The following is a 14,848-nucleotide window of genomic DNA, read 5'->3' on the forward strand; positions in this document are numbered from 1 at the left end:
ATCAGATTGCTCCCGCTTCCTTGAGTTTGGCCACAAGTTCGGCCGGGCTCTTCACCTTGATGCCCGCGAGCCGCTTGGGCGGCTCCTCGGTCTTGACGACCTTGAGGCGCGGTGCGGTGTCGACGCCGTAATCGGCGGGTGTTTTCTCTTCCAGCGGCTTCTTCTTGGCCTTCATGATGTTGGGAAGGGACGCATAACGCGGCTGGTTGAGGCGAAGATCGGTGGTGACTACGGCCGGAAGCTTCACCGTCAGCATCTGCAGGCCACCGTCGATTTCACGGGTGATCTGCGCTTCGCCCGCACCGGGCTCCAGCTTCGAGGTGAAGGTTGCCTGCGGCCAGCCCAGAAGGGCCGCCAGCATCTGGCCGGTCTGGTTGCAGTCATCATCGATCGCCTGCTTTCCGAGGATCACGATCTCGGGGCCTTCAGCTGCCACCACGCCCTTCAGGATCTTGGCAACAGCCAGGGGCTCCACCAGATCGTCGGTCTTCACGAGAATGGCGCGGTCAGCACCCATGGCCAGAGCCGTGCGCAGCGTTTCCTGCGATTGGGCGGGCCCGATGGACACGGCCACGACTTCCGTCGCCTTGCCGGATTCCTTCAGCCGCACCGCTTCTTCGACGCCGATTTCGTCAAAGGGGTTCATCGACATCTTCACATTGGCCAGTTCGACACCCGAACCGTCGGCCTTCACACGGATCTTGACGTTGTAGTCGACGACCCGCTTCACAGCGACCAGGACTTTCATTCCGTTCCTCGATTTGGCAGTCTTTGAAAAGTGGCCGGACCCTAGTGATGGGAAAACCTCAAGTCAATTCCAGCAACGCCGCTTGATGGCCGAATGCGACGCTTTCCTGCGCCAAAGGGACAGCTTTCACAGGCTGAGGCGCATCCACAACCGGCGGCGGATGGCATAGGTCATGCCTGCCCCCGCGAGAAAGCCGCCAATATGGGCACCCCAGGCTGTGCCAGCCTCCGGGTTTCCGCGATCCATCCACCAGGAGAAGACCTGCAGCAGAAACCACCCGCCCAACACCCACAGGGCGCCGATGCGCAGCGGAATACGCAGGAACAGCAGGATCCACACCCGCGCCTTGGGGAACAGCACCACATAGGCGCCGAGAACGCCCGAGACCGCGCCAGACGCCCCGATCAGCGGCATGTTGGAACTGGGCGAGAGCAGCGTGTAGACCAGGGCCGCCATCACACCTGCCGTCAAATAGAGCAGGGCAAACGCCGTGTGGCCATAGGCGTCCTCGATATTGTCCGCGAAGACCCAGAGGAACAGCATGTTGGAAATCAGGTGCCACCAGCCGGCATGGAGAAACATGTAGGAGAGAAGGGTGAGCGGCTCCGGCACCGGCTCATAGCCCAGAACGGGGGCCGCCATGTGGGTGAGTTCGCCCGGGATCACGCCCCAGCCTGCCGCGATCACGTCAAGAACACGCTCGGGCGCGAAGGCGCCGGTGGTCAGATACATCACCACGTTGATTGCAATGATGGTGACGGTCACAGACTGGAAGCGGATGACCTTCAGCGGGGTTGAATCGTGAAGGGGAACGAACATGGCGGGTTATTCGCCCCGGGTCTTTCCCGGGACCCACAGCACGTCGCCTGCGCCTGACCTCGCATTGGCCCAGCGGCTGGCCACGAAGAAGAAGTCCGAGAGCCGGTTCACATAGGCAACGGCACCTTCGCTCACATGTTCGCCCGCATGCGAGGCAAGCTCCACGATCAGCCGCTCGGCGCGGCGGCAGACGGTGCGGACCACATGAAGATTCGCCGCAGCCGGATGCCCTCCCGGCAGCACGAAGGAGCGGAGCGGCGAGAGTTCGCCGTTCAAGAGGTCGATCTCGGTTTCGATCCGCTCATACTGCTTGGGCAGAATGCGCAAGGGCTCATAGCCCAGGTCTTTTCCGGTATCGGGCACGCACAGATCCGCGCCCAGGTCGAACAGCTCGTTCTGGATGCGCGCCAGCATCTGATCGAGCTTTTCCATCTCGGGCGTGGCCGTGTGCAGGCGGACAACGCCCAGCGTCGAATTGGTTTCATCCACCGTGCCATAGGCCTGGATGCGCAGATGCGCCTTGGACACGCGCTCGCCTGAGCCGAGCGCGGTTTCGCCGGCATCGCCGGTGCGGGTATAGATGCGGTTGAGGACGACCATCGGTCTTGCCTAACGTGAGTTGCCGATGATTTCTACTCGTTTCTCAGGAAGGGCGCCGGCTTGGCGGAAAGTGCGCGCCAGGTGACGGCAAGTCCCGCCGCCACCGTCACCACCATGGCGATCAAGGCCGTGAGCGTGGCCGTCAGCGCTGAGAAGCTCCAGGGCATTTCGAGAATGAAACGCGCCAGGAACCAAGAAGCAGCGGAGCCGACGGCCAGCCCGAAACCCGCTGCTGCAAGGCCCAGTCCTGCATATTCGATCACAAAAGCCGCAATGAGCTGGCGCTTGGTGGCGCCATAGGTTTTCAGCACCACCGCCTCATAAAGCCGTTCGGAAAGCCCTGCGGCCAGTGCGCCTGCCAGCACCAGTACGCCGGTCAGAAGCGTCAGCACATTGGCGCCGCGAATGGCCACCAGCATCTTTTCCAGAAGCCCGCTCACCATGTCGATGGCGTCTTTCACGCGCACCGCCGTCACCGAAGGGTAGGCGCGGGCCATGGTGTTGAGGAGCTTTGCCTCATCCCCACCCTTCATCTCGACCGTCACCACATGATTGTGCGGTGCGCCCTTCAAGGTGTTGGGGGTGAACACCATGACGAAATTGATGCCCAAGCTCTTCCAGTTCACGCTGCGCAGATTGGCGACCTTTGCCGTAATGTCCCGGCCCAGAACATTGACGGTGATCTCGTCACCGATCTTGACGCCAATTCCCTTGGCGATGTCATCGACAAGGGAGACAAGCGGCGGGCCCGCATAATCAGCTGGCCACCACTCACCCTCAACGAGCTTCGAGCCCTCGGGCAGTTGATCCGCATAGGTGATGCCGCGGTCTCCCCGCAGCGCCCAGTTGGATTCAGGCGAGGCGTTCACCTTCTCTGCGGGAACGCCCTTGACTGCCACCACGCGCCCCCGGAGCATCGGCGTGCTGTTGACGTGGGTCACGCCCTGCTGCGTTTCCACCGCCGTCTTGAAAGCAGAAAGCTCCGTGTTCGGAACATCGAGGAAGAAGAAGGCCGGTGCCCGCGCAGGGATGGAGGAGAGGAGCTCGTTCGAAATGCTGCGGTCTGTCAAGGCCAGCGTGACGAAGAGTGTCAACCCCAGCCCGAGCGCCAGGATGACGGAGGCCGCCGCGGAGCCGGGCCGGTGGATATTGCCGATCGCATAGCGCCAGATGGCGGAGCGGCTGCGCGGCAACCGTTCGGCCCCCGCAATGATGAGCCGCGCCAAGCCCAAGAGCACCGCGAAGCTCGCGATCAGACCACCAAGGAAATAGGCCGTCACCTTCATGTTTTCGAAGGCAAGGAAGGTGAGGGCGGCGATGAGGGCGAGCGCGATGACAATCGCCGTCATCTCACGCGCGCCCGGCCAGCCGCGCACCGGCGTGATGCGCGCGCGGAAGAGGGCCGAGGCAGCAACCCGCCGCGTATGCGCCAGCGGCCAGAGCGCGAAGGCGATGGTGGTCAGAAACCCGAGCGCGCCCGCAAAGAGCAGCGGCAGCACGTTGAAGTGCAGCGACAACGGCAGCGGAATGAGGCTGCCGAACAGCGCCGCGATGAGCGGTGGCGCAATGGCGCCCGCCGCAAGCCCCAATGCAATGGCGATGGCGGCGACGATCAGGATCTCGGTCAGATAGATCCCCAGCACATCGCCTGCCGAGGCTCCTAGGCATTTGAGCGTGGCGATCGAACCCATTTTGCGCGTGACAAACGCCTGCACCGCATTGGCAATGCCCGCACCCCCCACGATGAGCGAGGCAAGCCCCACGAGCGTCATGAAATAGCCGAGCCGCTCCACAAAGCCATCGGCCCCGGCTGCGGCGTTGTTGCGGGTGCGGATGCGCCAGCCGGCGTCCTTGAATTGGGCGTCTGCGTCCTTCTCCACTTTTTTGGCGGCGCTGAGCGCGCTGTCCGGCAGCTTCAAGCGGTAGCGCCAGGTGACGAGGCTTCCCGGCTGCACGATGCCGGTCTGGTCCAGCGTTGCTTCGCTGATCATCAACCGGGGCCCGAGAACGATGCCATCCGACAGGCGGTCCGGTTCGCTTTTGATCAGGGCACGGATTTCGATTTGGGCTGAACCCAGCTTGATGCGGTCCCCCGGCTTGATGCCGAGGCGGCCCATCAGCAGGGGGTCCGCCGCAGCACCCGGAATACCGTCCTTCACGGCCACAGCCTCGGCCAGCGGCATGCCGCCTTCGAGCGCCACTGCGCCATAGAGCGGGTAATTGCCGTCAATCGCCTTCACCTCGACGAGGGCCGTGTTATCCGCCGTCAGCGCCATGCCGCGCACGGTGGCGACCTTGCTCACCTGGCCCTTGGAGGCGATGAACTTCAGCTCGTCATCGGTTGTCTGCCGGTGGATCAGCGCGAATTCGAGGTCGCCCCCCAGCAGGGGCTGGCCCTGCTCGTCGAGCCCGTTCTGGATGGCCCCCGACAGTGATCCGATGATTGCGATCGTGCCGGTGCCGAGCGCCAGGCAGGTGAGGAAGATCCAGAAGCCCTGGAGCCCTGAGCGCAAGTCACGGCGCGCAAAGCGCAGCCACAGCCCAGGGTTCATGAAGAAGCCCCGGGGTGGGCGCCGGACACGATCTTGCCGTCAAGCACTTCCGCCATGCGGTCACAACGCTGGGCCAATGCGCGGTCATGCGTCACCAGGATCAGCGACGTGCCGTTCTGTTCCTTCACGTCGAAGAGCAGCTTGATGATCTGCTCGCCCGTCACATGGTCCAGATTGCCGGTGGGTTCATCGGCGATGATGATCTTGGCACCGGAGGCCAGCGCCCGGGCAATCGCCACGCGCTGCTGCTCGCCGCCCGAAAGCTGGCCGGGGTAATGGTCCAGCCGATGGCCAAGGCCCACGCGCTTCAGCCTGTCCGCAGCAATCTCGAGGGCATCGCTGGCGCCGCGGAATTCGAGCGGCACGGCCACGTTCTCGAGGGCCGTCATGGTGGGGATCAGGTGGAAGGACTGGAAGATGATGCCCACATTGTCACGCCGGAAGGCTGCCAACTCATCCTCGCCCTTGCCGGTCAGAGACTGGCCTGCAACCGTCACCTCGCCGCGCGAGGCCTGTTCGAGGCCTGCAATCACCATCAGCAGCGTGGTCTTGCCGGAGCCCGACGGACCGACGATGCCCAGGGCTTCCCCCGGCCTCACCGTCAGATCCACACCGCGCAGGATGTCAACATTGCCAGCCCGGCTCGGCAGGGTCAGGTGCACATTGCGGAGGGAGACAGCGTCGGTGGTCATTGCGTCGTACATGGCGTCCTTTACGTTGCGTGTCGAGGGGCGGATGCTTGAACCCGAGAACCGTGGCGCTTAAGTGACGAAGCATGTTGAAACTTTCCGCCGCGCTCATCCTTCTTCTCCTCATGGTTACCGGTGCCGCCGCCGCGCCCGCCACGCTGCTGGTGCTGGGCGACAGTCTCACGGCCGGTTTGGGCCTTGCTCCCGCTGATGCCTTTCCGGCAAAGCTGGAGGCGGCCCTCAAGGCGAAGGGACATGACGTAAAAGTGATCAATGCCGGCGTTTCGGGAGACACCGCAGCTGATGGCGCCGCCAGGCTGGACTGGGCGCTGGGCGAGCCGGTTGATGGCGTGATCGTCGAACTCGGTGCCAATGACGCGCTGCGCGGGCTTCCCGTGGCCCAGGCGGAGCAGGCGCTGGACCAAATTCTGGAAAGCCTCAAAGCCAAGAAACTTCCCGTTCTGCTGGCCGGCATGCGGGCCCCGCCCAATCTGGGACCGGAATATCAGGCTCAGTTCGACGGCATGTATGCACGGCTGGCACAGAAATACGGCGTGGCGCTCTACCCCTTCTTTCTGGAGGGCGTGGCCGCAGACCCGAAGTTGAACCAGGGAGATGGCATGCACCCAAACCCAGCAGGGGTCGATGTAATCGTGACCCGCATTCTGCCCAGTGCCGAGGCGCTGCTTCAGCAGGTCCGTCCAAAATAGCACTTTGGTTTGGCGAGAATCACGTTACCGTCGCGGTATCGCGATCCGCCCATCCTTAACGGCAAAGGAGGCCCGCCATGCCCAGGCTTTTCACCGGCGTCGAAATCCCGGACGATGTGGCCTTCGAGTTGGATCTGATGCGGGGCGGGATCAGCGGGGCGCGCTGGATCGACCGGGAATCCTACCACATCACCCTGCGCTTCATCGGCGACATTGACGAAGGGCTGGCGCGTGAAATCAGCTATGAGCTCGATGGGGTGGAGGCAAAGCCCTTCAAGCTGCGCCTCACGGGCTCAGGCTTTTTCGGCGGCAACAAGCCCCACACGCTGTTTGCGGGCGTGGAGGAATGCGCCGATCTCCGCCGTCTCCAATCCACCCATGAGCGCATTTGCCAGGCACTGGGCCTGCCGCCGGAGCCGCGCAAATTTGCACCGCATGTGACGCTGGCCCGGCTGAAGGACCCAGACCATCAGGCCTTGCACCGCTTCATCGCCTCCCATAACCTCTACAAGAGCCGGGTGTTCGAGGTCGGGCGCTTCGTGCTCTTCTCGTCCCGGCCGTCACGTGGGGGTGGTCGCTATGCGGTGGAAGAATCATATCGTTTGCAGGCAGGTTTATGACGGACAAGCCACTGGTCGGAGTCGAACGCGCGAAGGCGCTGCATGAATTGGATGGCTGGGCCGAGGCCAAGGGCCGGGATGCCATCACCAAAACCTATCAATTCAAGTCCTTTTCACAGGCCTGGGGCTTCATGAGCCGGGTGGCACTCTATGCCGAAAAGACTGATCATCATCCGGAATGGGCCAATGTTTATGGCCGGGTCGAAGTCACGCTTTCCACCCACACCGCGGGCGGTGTCACGGAGAAGGACGTGGCGCTCGCCCGTAAGATGGAAGCGCTCGCGAATTCGTGATCGCCTTGGCGCTTTCCTAAATTTCCTGTAAGTTGCGGCAGAAGTGGCACGAACCCATATTCGTGCCAAGGTTTTTTGGAGGAACGAAACGATGGCCGACACGCGCTTTCAGACCCAGGTGAGGAATCAGTCCCGGGCCGAGATCGACCAGGGGCTCCGCTCCTATATGGTTAAGGTTTACAACTACATGGCTGCCGGCCTCGGTATCACGGCCGTTGCTGCCGTCTTGACCTTCATGGCCGCCGTCGACGGATCCGGCGCGAGCATGCAGCTCACGCCCTTCGGCCAGGCGATTTTCACCGGCCCGCTGATGTGGGTGCTGGTGCTGGCACCCTTTGCCATGGTGCTGTTTCTGTCCTTCCGGATCAACAAGATGAGCGTGTCCGCCGCGCAGCTGACGTTCTGGATCTACGCGGCTCTGATGGGCGTGAGCTTTGCTTCGCTTGGCCTCGTCTACACCCATGACAGCATCGCCCGGGTCTTCCTGATCACCGCCGTTACCTTCGGCGCCATGAGCCTTTATGGCTACACGACGAAGCGCGACCTGACCTCGATGGGCTCGTTCCTGTTCATGGGTCTCATCGGCATCATCGTCGCCTCGCTGGTCAACATCTTCCTGGCGAGTTCTGGCCTCGCCTGGGTGATCTCGGTGCTCGGCGTGCTGATCTTTACCGGTCTCACGGCTTACGACACCCAGAAGATCAAGGAAATGTATCTCGAGTCGGATGACGGCACGGTGAGTGGCCGCAAGGCCATCATGGGTGCCCTGAACCTCTACCTTGATTTCATCAACCTGTTCCTGATGATGCTGCGGCTGTTCGGCAACCGCAACTAGCTGAAACGGATCTGAGGAAGACCCCGGCCTGCCAAGGCCGGGTTTTTTTTGAGCGGCTGTGTTCCCATGGATTCATTCGGCGGCCGGAATGCGGTAGTCCGGCCTGCGCCGAGATGCCGGCGGAGCGCCCGCAGCCTAGATCGTCGAAAGTTTCGGCGTCTTGGCCAGCACGCGCAAAACGGTTGCCAGTTCATGGCCACGCTTGAGGATGAGGCCGGTCTGCGTCACCACGGAATATAGTCCCTGCTTGCGCGCCAGAGACGGGTCCTTGACGATCCGGTAGAGCGGCACTTCGGAGGCGCGGCGGAAGACCGAGAACACCGCCTTTTCGCGCCCGAAATCCATCGCGTAGTCGCGCCATTCGCCCTCTGCCACCTTGGTGCCGTAGAAGCCGAGAATGGTCTGGAGTTCCTTGCGGTCGAATGCCACCCGCTCGGGCGGCTTCTGCGTGCTGCGCTGGCTTGTCTCATCCCGGCCCGCGGGCGTGCCATGGTCCCAGGGGCGGAGTGGAATTATGTCGTCCGTCTTGTCCAATGCTGAACCCCGCATGTTCGTGACAGGCTGATGACGTTTTGAAAGATGAACCCGTTCCCGCAGCTTGGCAAGGCCGCGAAAGAAATCACCTTTCCGCCGCATTTACATCAAGCTGCCGCCCATCTCGGAGGCGATTGTCCAGTTGTTGCCTCTAGAGGCCCGGCTGGTGTTGAGCGTCGGAAATCTCAGCCCCCCAGCCCCCCGACGCGTGTGCCGGCCGGGCCAACTCCTTTTCAGTTCGTGTGTGAGTTCGAGGCGTTTTTCGAATGAGAGTTTCGCGGCCGGAATAAGTTGTTTCCGGCCGCTTTTCTTTTGATTTCAGCCTCTTGACCATTGGACCAAGGCACCCGATATCGGGCTCTTCAACATCACATGCCTGTGAAGAGGGTGACATGGCCAACGACACGACAGTGACTGACACATCCCCCGCATCGCAAAATGCAACCTCACACCCGTTCCAGGCGGAGGTGGCAAAGCTTCTGCAGCTCATGGTGCATTCGGTCTATTCAGACCGGGACGTCTTCCTCCGTGAACTGATTTCCAATGCCGCGGATGCACTGGACAAGCTGCGCTATGAGGCGATTGCGCAGCCCGAGCTGCTCGAGGGCGCGCCGGACCTCTCCATCACCATCACCCCCGACAGGGACAAGAAGACCCTCACCATCACCGATACCGGCATCGGCATGAGCGAGCAGGAGCTGATTGATAATCTCGGCACCATCGCCAAATCCGGCACGCAAGCCTTTGTGGAACAGGTGAAGGCGAAGCAGGGTGATGTTCATCTGATCGGCCAATTCGGCATCGGCTTCTATTCGGGTTTCATCGTTGCGTCCAAGGTTGATGTGATCTCGCGCCGCGCCGGATCAGACCAGGCCTTCATGTGGTCCTCGGATGGCTCCGGCAGCTTCAGCATCACAGCTGTCCCGTCCGCGCGGCGCGGCACCTCCATCATTCTTCATCTGCGCGACGATGCGCTGGAATTTCTCGAGGACTGGAAGATCGAAAGCGTGGTCCGCACCTATTCGGATCACATCGCCCATCCGATCATGCTCTCGGTTGGCCAGGAAACGGCGCGGCAGATCAATTCCGCCAATGCCATCTGGACCAGGCCCAAGTCAGAGATCACGCCGGAACAGCACAAGGAATTCTTCGGGCACATTTCGGGCACCTATTCGGACCCTGCGCTGACCCTTCACTACCGCGCCGAAGGCCGGCACGAATATACCGTGCTGCTTTACGTGCCGGGTGAGCGGCCTTTCGACCTTTATGATCCCGAGCGCCGCGGCCGCCAGAAGCTCTATGTGAAGCGCGTCTACATCGCCGATGACGTGGAGCTGCTCCCCGCCTATCTCCGCTTCGTGCGCGGTGTGATCGATTCGGAGGACATGCCCCTCAACATCTCACGCGAGATGCTGCAGAACAATCCGCAAGTGGCGGCGATCCGCAAGGCTGTCACCAACAAGGTGCTTTCCGCGCTTCGCAAAATGGCCGATGCGGATGATGCGGGTTTCCACAAGCTGTGGGAGATCTTCGGCCCCGTGCTGAAGGAAGGCCTCTATGAAGACATGGAGCGCCGTGACCAGCTCTATGACATCGTCCGATTCAAGTCGACCAAGGGCGATTGGGTCAGCCTCAAGGACTACGTCTCGCGTCTCAAGGAAAATCAGACGGCGATCTACTATCTCGCCGCTGAGGATGCCGCAAAGGCGCAGGCCTCGCCCCAGCTCGAAGGCTACAAGGCACGCGGCGTCGAGGTGCTGCTGCTGACGGACCCAGTCGATTCCTTCTGGGTGCGCACGGCACTTGGCTATGAGGGAAAGCCGTTCAAATCCGTCACCCAAGGCGCGGCCGATCTCGATCTCCTGCCGCTCAAGGACAACCAGCCTGCCGATGCGGCGGATGATGCCGCGAGTGCCGTGCTCGCCGCCGCGCTGAAGCAGGCGCTGGGAGAGCGGGTGAAGGATGTGCGTGGGTCGAAGCGGCTCACCGAAAGTGCCGTCTGCATCGTCAATGACAGCGCCATGGACCGCACGCTGGAAAAGCTCCTGTCCCGCAACCGGGATTCAGGGATCGCCGTTTCAGCGCCCATTCTGGAGATCAACCCGCAGCACCCGCTGATCAGGGCGCTGGCGGCACAGGTCAAGGCATATGGGGCTGACAGCGTCGCCGACGCCGCGCAACTGCTGCTGGACCAGGCTTTCATCATTGAAGGCGAGCAGGTACTGGACCCGGCAGGCTTCGCAAGACGGCTGGGGGACGTGATGGCGAGGGCCTTTGCCTAGAGCAGCTCGCGTTTGACTGAGATCCGTCATGCCAGCGAAGGCTGGCATCCCGCATTGCTTGCAGCATACGCTGACATAAAGCGGGACCCCAGCCTGCGCTGGGGTGACGGAACGCGTGGGGTGTAAATCGGCGCGCGTTCAACGGAGATGAGCTCCCCGTTCATACCGTCATGCCAGCGAAGGCTGGCATCCCGCTTTGCTTGCCGCACATGCTGACAGAAAGCGGGACCCCAGCCTGCGCTGGGGTGACGGAACGCATGGGGTGTAAATCGGCGCGCGTTCAACGGAGATGAGCTCCCCGTTCATACCGTCATGCCAGCGAAGGCTGGCATCCCGCTTTGCTTGCCGCACATGCTGACATAAAGCGGGACCCAAGCCTGCGCTGGGGTGACGGAACAGATAGAGTATAAATCTGCGGTGCCCTAAGCGAAGGCCAGCACCCTATCAGTCCTTCGCACGCTCCACATAGGAGCCGTCTTCGGTGGCCACCACGATGCGCGTGCCGGAGACGATGTGGGGCGGCACCATGGTGCGCACGCCGTTCGAGAGAAGGGCGGGCTTGAAGGAGGAGGAGGCCGTCTGGTTCTTGATGGCGGGTTCCGTCTCGACGATTTCGAGCGTCACGCGCTGCGGCAGTTCAATTGAGATGGGCGTGCCGTTGAACAGCGCGATCTGGCACTCCATGCCTTCCTGCAGGAAGGGGGCTGAATCGCCCAGCATGTCGCCCGAAACCTGGATCTGCTCATAGTTCTCGGGGTTCATGAACACGTAATTGTCGGCATCCTGGTAGAGGTAGGAATGCGTGATGGTCTCGACGAAGGCGCGTTCCAGCGGATCCGTCGTCTTGTAGCGGACGACCGTCTTCACACCGTCAGAAATGCGGCGCATGTCGATGGTGGTTGTGGGCGTGCCCTTGCCGGGATGCATGGATTCCGCCTTGAGCACGACATAGAGCTTGCCGTCCTCATGCTCGATGACATTGCCCTTGCGGACGCCGCTTGCGATGACCTTGACCAATTTCGTGTCTCGTTTTCTGAAGAATTGCCGGATTTGGTTGCGGGCGGTATTAGCAGCGGCCATGCTGGAAGCCAACCCCCCAGGAGGCGCTGCCCGTGGCCGTCAATGATTCGCGCTGGTTTCTGCCGGCCCGCCATGCCGACCGCCGCCCCTTCCTGTTGGCGCGCAACCGCATCATTGCCGCCATGCGCCACTGGTTTTCGGAGCGCAGCTTTCTCGAGGTGGATTGCGCAGCCCTCGCGATTTCGCCAGGCAATGAGGCCCATCTCCACGCCTTCGCAACGGATCTGATCCAGCCCGATGGCAGCCATGAGCGGCGCTATCTCCACACATCGCCTGAATTTGCCTGCAAAAAGCTTCTGGCCGCTGGGGAAACCCGCATTTTCAACTTAAGCCACGTGTTCCGGAACCGGGAGCGCACGCTGACCCACACGCCCGAATTCACCATGCTGGAATGGTACCGTGCGGAGGAAGCCTATGAAACGGTGATCGCCGATACGCTGGCGCTCGTTGGCCTGGCGGCACGGGTGGCGGGCACTGCCGTCTTCCGTTGGCGCGGGCGGGAGGCGGACCCGCTGGCCGGTGCCGAGTGGCTGACCGTCAATGCGGCCTTCAAGGCCCATGCCGGGGTCGATCTGCTGTCCACCCTGCGCGAAGACGGCACGGCGGACCGGGATGCGCTGGCAGCACTGTCTCCCGTCGCTTTCGGGGCGGAGGAGTCTTGGTCGGACATCTTCAGCCGCATCCTGTCCGACAAGGTCGAGCCGCAGCTGGGGCTTGGCCGCATCACCGTGCTTTACGAATATCCGGCCGTCGAGGCAGCGCTCGCCCGCAGCTGCGAGCATGATGGGCGGGTGGCGGAGCGTTTCGAGCTCTATGCCTGCGGCGTCGAACTTGCCAATGGTTTCGGCGAATTGACGGACCCGGATGAGCAGCGCCGCCGCTTCGTGGCCGAGATGGATGTGAAAGAACAGGTCTATGGCGAGCGCTACCCGATCGATGAGGAGCTGCTCGAAGCCTTAAGCCTGATGCCGCCCGCCTCCGGCGTGGCGCTGGGCCTCGACCGCCTGATCATGCTGGCCGCAGGCGCCACCCGCATCGATCAGGTGCTGTGGACGCCGGTGGATTAGGAAACCATCGACGGGAGAAGGTAACGGGCCCCTATCACCGCACCATCAGCGCCCAATAATCGAGCTCCAGGATCACCCCTGGCGTGTCTGGCGTGCCGTCCGCCACGGGGAAATCCGTACACGGAAGATCTCGGGTGGCGCGGGTGAGGATGCGGAGAGCGCCCACATCGCTGCGGCCCGGGAGCTCGGCTGTCTCCAATATCTCGGACCAGGCATAGACGGTGCCGCCCGCAAACAAGGGTGCCACGTGGCGGCCGCCGTTAATGGCGGCGATGTGGAACGCATTGGCAAGCCCGTTAAAGCTCAAGGCGCGGGCGAGCGAGATCACATGGCCGCCATAGATGAGCCTGCGGCCAAAACGTCCTTGTGACTCCGAATGCTGGTTGAAATGCACCTTGGCGGTGTTCTGATAAAGCCTCGTTGCCAGCTGGTGCTCGGCCTCTTCCACCGTCATCCCATCCACATGATCGATCTTCTCGCCCGCGGCAAAATCACCGAAGAGATAGGGAGAGCCTGAAAGGCCTGAGTCCCAGGCTGCGGGATCAAGCATGGGGCAGGCCTGGCCGAGGCCTGCAGGCTCCACCCGCTTTGCAAGCTCCGGCACGACGGTCTCCGGCGGAGGTGCGGCCTCATCGCGCTTGCGCACCATCACCCAGCGCACAAAGGAGAGCACCTCATCGCCCCGTTGGTTCGATCCCACCGAGCGCACATAGACGGTGCCGGTCTTGCCGTTGGAATTCTCTTTGAGGCCGATCACTTCGGACACGGTTGAGAGCGTATCGCCGGGGTAGACCGGCGCCAGGAAGCGGCATTCGGCATAACCAAGATTGGCCACGGCATTGAGCGAGATATCCGGAACCGTCTTGCCGAAGACGATGTGGAAGGTGAGGAGATCATCCACGGGGGCTGCCGGATAGCCAATGGCTTTCGCGAAGGCATCGCTCGACTGCACGGCGAAGCGCGAGCCGTAAAGCGCGGTGTAAAGCGACTGGTCGCCCGCCGTCACCGTGCGCGGCGTGGCGTGGCGGATCAGCTGGCCCAGGCGGAAGTCTTCAAAGAAATTGCCGGGATTGGTCTTGATGCTCACGAGATCGCCTCCGCAATGGCTGCCACGCGTTCCGCCATGGCAAGGTGCAGCCGTTCCACCATGCGACCCTCCACGGTGATCACACCTTTCGCCGCATTCTCCGGCAGTGCGAAGGCCGCGATGATCTTGGCGGACCAGGCGATCTCTTCAGGCGCCGGTGAGAACAATGCGTTGCAGGTTTCAATCTGGCCCGGGTGGATCAGTGTCTTCCCGTCCATGCCCAGCGTGCGGCCCTGTTCGCATTCAGCGCGGAAGCCCGCCTCATCGCGGAAATCATTGTAGACGCCGTCGATCACATCAAGCCCATAGGCGCGCGCCGCCAGCAGCGTCATCGACAGCCAGGGCAGAATGGCGAAGCGGCCGCCGGTTGCCAGGGCGCGGGATTCCTTCAGCAGATCATTGGTGCCGAGAACGAAACAGGCGAGCCTGGCCACCTGGTGCACGGAGGCAATCTCGCGCACGTTGAAAATGGCCATGGGCGTTTCCATCATTGCCCACATGCGGGTTGCCTCCGCCCCGCCCATGCCGGCGTGGATCTTGGAGACATTCACAATGTCTCCCGGCCGCGCCACCTTGGGAACGAGAATGGCATCGGGGTTGACCTCCGCCGCCATCTTGAGGTCATCCACACCCCAGGGCGTATCGAGCCCGTTGATGCGGATCACCAGCTCGCGCCTGCCATATCCGCCTGCCTTCACCGCGGCGGATACCTTGGCGCGCGCCTCCGCCTTGGCGTCGGGGGCAACTGAATCCTCCAGGTCCAGGATCAGCGAATCAGCCCCAAGTGTTCGTGCCTTTTCGAGCGCGCGCTCATTGGCGCCGGGCATGTAGAGAACACTGCGTCTGGGTCTGAATGTCATGGCATTCTCTCGTCTTTTGCGGCGCAAGCTAATCGCTGCATTGCGGGAATGGAAGCTCAACTTTGGATGATG

The 14,848-nt window shown here is 62.3% G+C and carries 15 protein-coding genes; 6 read left to right on the forward strand and 9 right to left on the reverse strand.

Annotated features, from left to right (window positions below; genetic code table 11):
• Position 1: 1 nt before the first annotated feature.
• The 5 genes from ACO06F_RS12820 to ACO06F_RS12840 all read right to left on the reverse strand — a co-directional run bounded on the left by ACO06F_RS12820 (position 2) and on the right by ACO06F_RS12840 (position 5,411).
• Positions 2–748 (reverse strand): electron transfer flavoprotein subunit beta/FixA family protein, encoded by a 747-nt coding sequence (locus ACO06F_RS12820; RefSeq protein ID WP_421693143.1) that lies wholly within the window; start codon positions 746–748, stop codon positions 2–4.
• A gap of 126 nt (positions 749–874) precedes the next feature.
• The gene (locus ACO06F_RS12825; protein WP_421693144.1) at positions 875–1,567 is read right to left on the reverse strand and encodes a rhomboid family intramembrane serine protease; all 693 of its coding nucleotides are present in this window, start codon (positions 1,565–1,567) and stop codon (positions 875–877) included.
• 6 nt (positions 1,568–1,573) lie between these two features.
• The gene (locus ACO06F_RS12830) at positions 1,574–2,167 is read right to left on the reverse strand and encodes a cob(I)yrinic acid a,c-diamide adenosyltransferase (protein WP_421693145.1); all 594 of its coding nucleotides are present in this window, start codon (positions 2,165–2,167) and stop codon (positions 1,574–1,576) included.
• Between the two features lie 32 nt (positions 2,168–2,199).
• The gene (locus tag ACO06F_RS12835; RefSeq protein WP_421693146.1) at positions 2,200–4,719 is read right to left on the reverse strand and encodes an ABC transporter permease; all 2,520 of its coding nucleotides are present in this window, start codon (positions 4,717–4,719) and stop codon (positions 2,200–2,202) included.
• Positions 4,716–5,411 (reverse strand): ABC transporter ATP-binding protein, encoded by a 696-nt coding sequence (locus ACO06F_RS12840; protein WP_421693147.1) that lies wholly within the window; start codon positions 5,409–5,411, stop codon positions 4,716–4,718. The genes ACO06F_RS12835 and ACO06F_RS12840 overlap by 4 nt, the downstream gene beginning before the upstream one ends.
• 83 nt (positions 5,412–5,494) lie before the next feature.
• Here ACO06F_RS12840 and ACO06F_RS12845 point away from each other — a divergent pair, with 83 nt between their 5' ends.
• From ACO06F_RS12845 to ACO06F_RS12860, 4 genes are all read left to right on the forward strand, one after another.
• Entirely contained in the window at positions 5,495–6,118 is a 624-nt protein-coding gene (locus ACO06F_RS12845) for an arylesterase (RefSeq protein WP_421693148.1), read from the forward strand.
• A gap of 77 nt (positions 6,119–6,195) precedes the next feature.
• Positions 6,196–6,738, forward strand: a complete 543-nt coding sequence (gene thpR / locus ACO06F_RS12850; RefSeq protein WP_421693149.1) for an RNA 2',3'-cyclic phosphodiesterase — start codon at positions 6,196–6,198, stop codon at positions 6,736–6,738.
• A complete protein-coding gene (locus ACO06F_RS12855) occupies positions 6,735–7,031 on the forward strand; it encodes a 4a-hydroxytetrahydrobiopterin dehydratase (RefSeq protein WP_421693150.1) in 297 nt (98 codons plus the stop codon). Before thpR ends, ACO06F_RS12855 begins: the two co-directional genes overlap by 4 nt.
• 91 nt (positions 7,032–7,122) lie before the next feature.
• A complete protein-coding gene (locus ACO06F_RS12860; RefSeq protein ID WP_421693151.1) occupies positions 7,123–7,866 on the forward strand; it encodes a Bax inhibitor-1/YccA family protein in 744 nt (247 codons plus the stop codon).
• A gap of 135 nt (positions 7,867–8,001) precedes the next feature.
• Here ACO06F_RS12860 and ACO06F_RS12865 read toward each other — a convergent pair whose 3' ends face one another.
• A complete protein-coding gene (locus ACO06F_RS12865; protein WP_421696680.1) occupies positions 8,002–8,379 on the reverse strand; it encodes a DUF2794 domain-containing protein in 378 nt (125 codons plus the stop codon).
• 413 nt (positions 8,380–8,792) lie between these two features.
• Between ACO06F_RS12865 and htpG the strand changes: the two genes are divergently transcribed.
• The gene (gene htpG, locus ACO06F_RS12870) at positions 8,793–10,682 is read left to right on the forward strand and encodes a molecular chaperone HtpG (RefSeq protein ID WP_421693152.1); all 1,890 of its coding nucleotides are present in this window, start codon (positions 8,793–8,795) and stop codon (positions 10,680–10,682) included.
• Positions 10,683–11,126: 444 nt separating this feature from the next.
• Here htpG and efp read toward each other — a convergent pair whose 3' ends face one another.
• Positions 11,127–11,699 carry an elongation factor P gene (gene efp, locus ACO06F_RS12875; protein WP_421693153.1) on the reverse strand — a complete coding sequence of 191 codons (573 nt, stop codon included), beginning with the start codon at positions 11,697–11,699 and terminating at the stop codon, positions 11,127–11,129.
• A 95-nt stretch (positions 11,700–11,794) separates the two neighbouring features.
• Between efp and epmA the strand changes: the two genes are divergently transcribed.
• Positions 11,795–12,829: an EF-P lysine aminoacylase EpmA gene (gene epmA, locus ACO06F_RS12880; protein WP_421693154.1), complete on the forward strand. Its 1,035-nt coding sequence runs from the start codon at positions 11,795–11,797 to the stop codon at positions 12,827–12,829.
• A 34-nt stretch (positions 12,830–12,863) separates the two neighbouring features.
• Here the strand turns inward: epmA and ACO06F_RS12885 are convergent, their stop codons facing one another.
• Both ACO06F_RS12885 and ACO06F_RS12890 read right to left on the reverse strand, forming a co-directional pair.
• A complete protein-coding gene (locus tag ACO06F_RS12885; RefSeq protein ID WP_421696681.1) occupies positions 12,864–13,910 on the reverse strand; it encodes a MaoC family dehydratase in 1,047 nt (348 codons plus the stop codon).
• Between the two features lie 2 nt (positions 13,911–13,912).
• Positions 13,913–14,776, reverse strand: a complete 864-nt coding sequence (locus ACO06F_RS12890; protein ID WP_421693155.1) for an HpcH/HpaI aldolase/citrate lyase family protein — start codon at positions 14,774–14,776, stop codon at positions 13,913–13,915.
• Positions 14,777–14,848: the final 72 nt, after the last annotated feature.

The sequence above is a fragment of the Aestuariivirga sp. genome (assembly GCF_965227715.1).
Lineage (GTDB): Bacteria > Pseudomonadota > Alphaproteobacteria > Rhizobiales > Aestuariivirgaceae > Aestuariivirga.

Excerpts from the sequence above, each read along its gene's own strand:
- ACO06F_RS12835 (WP_421693146.1), bottom strand. The coding sequence starts at position 4,719 with ATGAACCCTGGGCTGTGGCTGCGCTTTGCGCGCCGTGACTTGCGCTCA.
- ACO06F_RS12845 (WP_421693148.1), top strand. The coding sequence starts at position 5,495 with ATGTTGAAACTTTCCGCCGCGCTCATCCTTCTTCTCCTCATGGTTACC.
- thpR (WP_421693149.1), top strand. The coding sequence starts at position 6,196 with ATGCCCAGGCTTTTCACCGGCGTCGAAATCCCGGACGATGTGGCCTTC.
- ACO06F_RS12830 (WP_421693145.1), bottom strand. The coding sequence starts at position 2,167 with ATGGTCGTCCTCAACCGCATCTATACCCGCACCGGCGATGCCGGCGAA.
- ACO06F_RS12890 (WP_421693155.1), bottom strand. The coding sequence starts at position 14,776 with ATGACATTCAGACCCAGACGCAGTGTTCTCTACATGCCCGGCGCCAAT.
- ACO06F_RS12825 (WP_421693144.1), bottom strand. The coding sequence starts at position 1,567 with ATGTTCGTTCCCCTTCACGATTCAACCCCGCTGAAGGTCATCCGCTTC.
- ACO06F_RS12860 (WP_421693151.1), top strand. The coding sequence starts at position 7,123 with ATGGCCGACACGCGCTTTCAGACCCAGGTGAGGAATCAGTCCCGGGCC.
- ACO06F_RS12855 (WP_421693150.1), top strand. The coding sequence starts at position 6,735 with ATGACGGACAAGCCACTGGTCGGAGTCGAACGCGCGAAGGCGCTGCAT.
- ACO06F_RS12840 (WP_421693147.1), bottom strand. The coding sequence starts at position 5,411 with ATGACCACCGACGCTGTCTCCCTCCGCAATGTGCACCTGACCCTGCCG.
- ACO06F_RS12820 (WP_421693143.1), bottom strand. The coding sequence starts at position 748 with ATGAAAGTCCTGGTCGCTGTGAAGCGGGTCGTCGACTACAACGTCAAG.
- htpG (WP_421693152.1), top strand. The coding sequence starts at position 8,793 with ATGGCCAACGACACGACAGTGACTGACACATCCCCCGCATCGCAAAAT.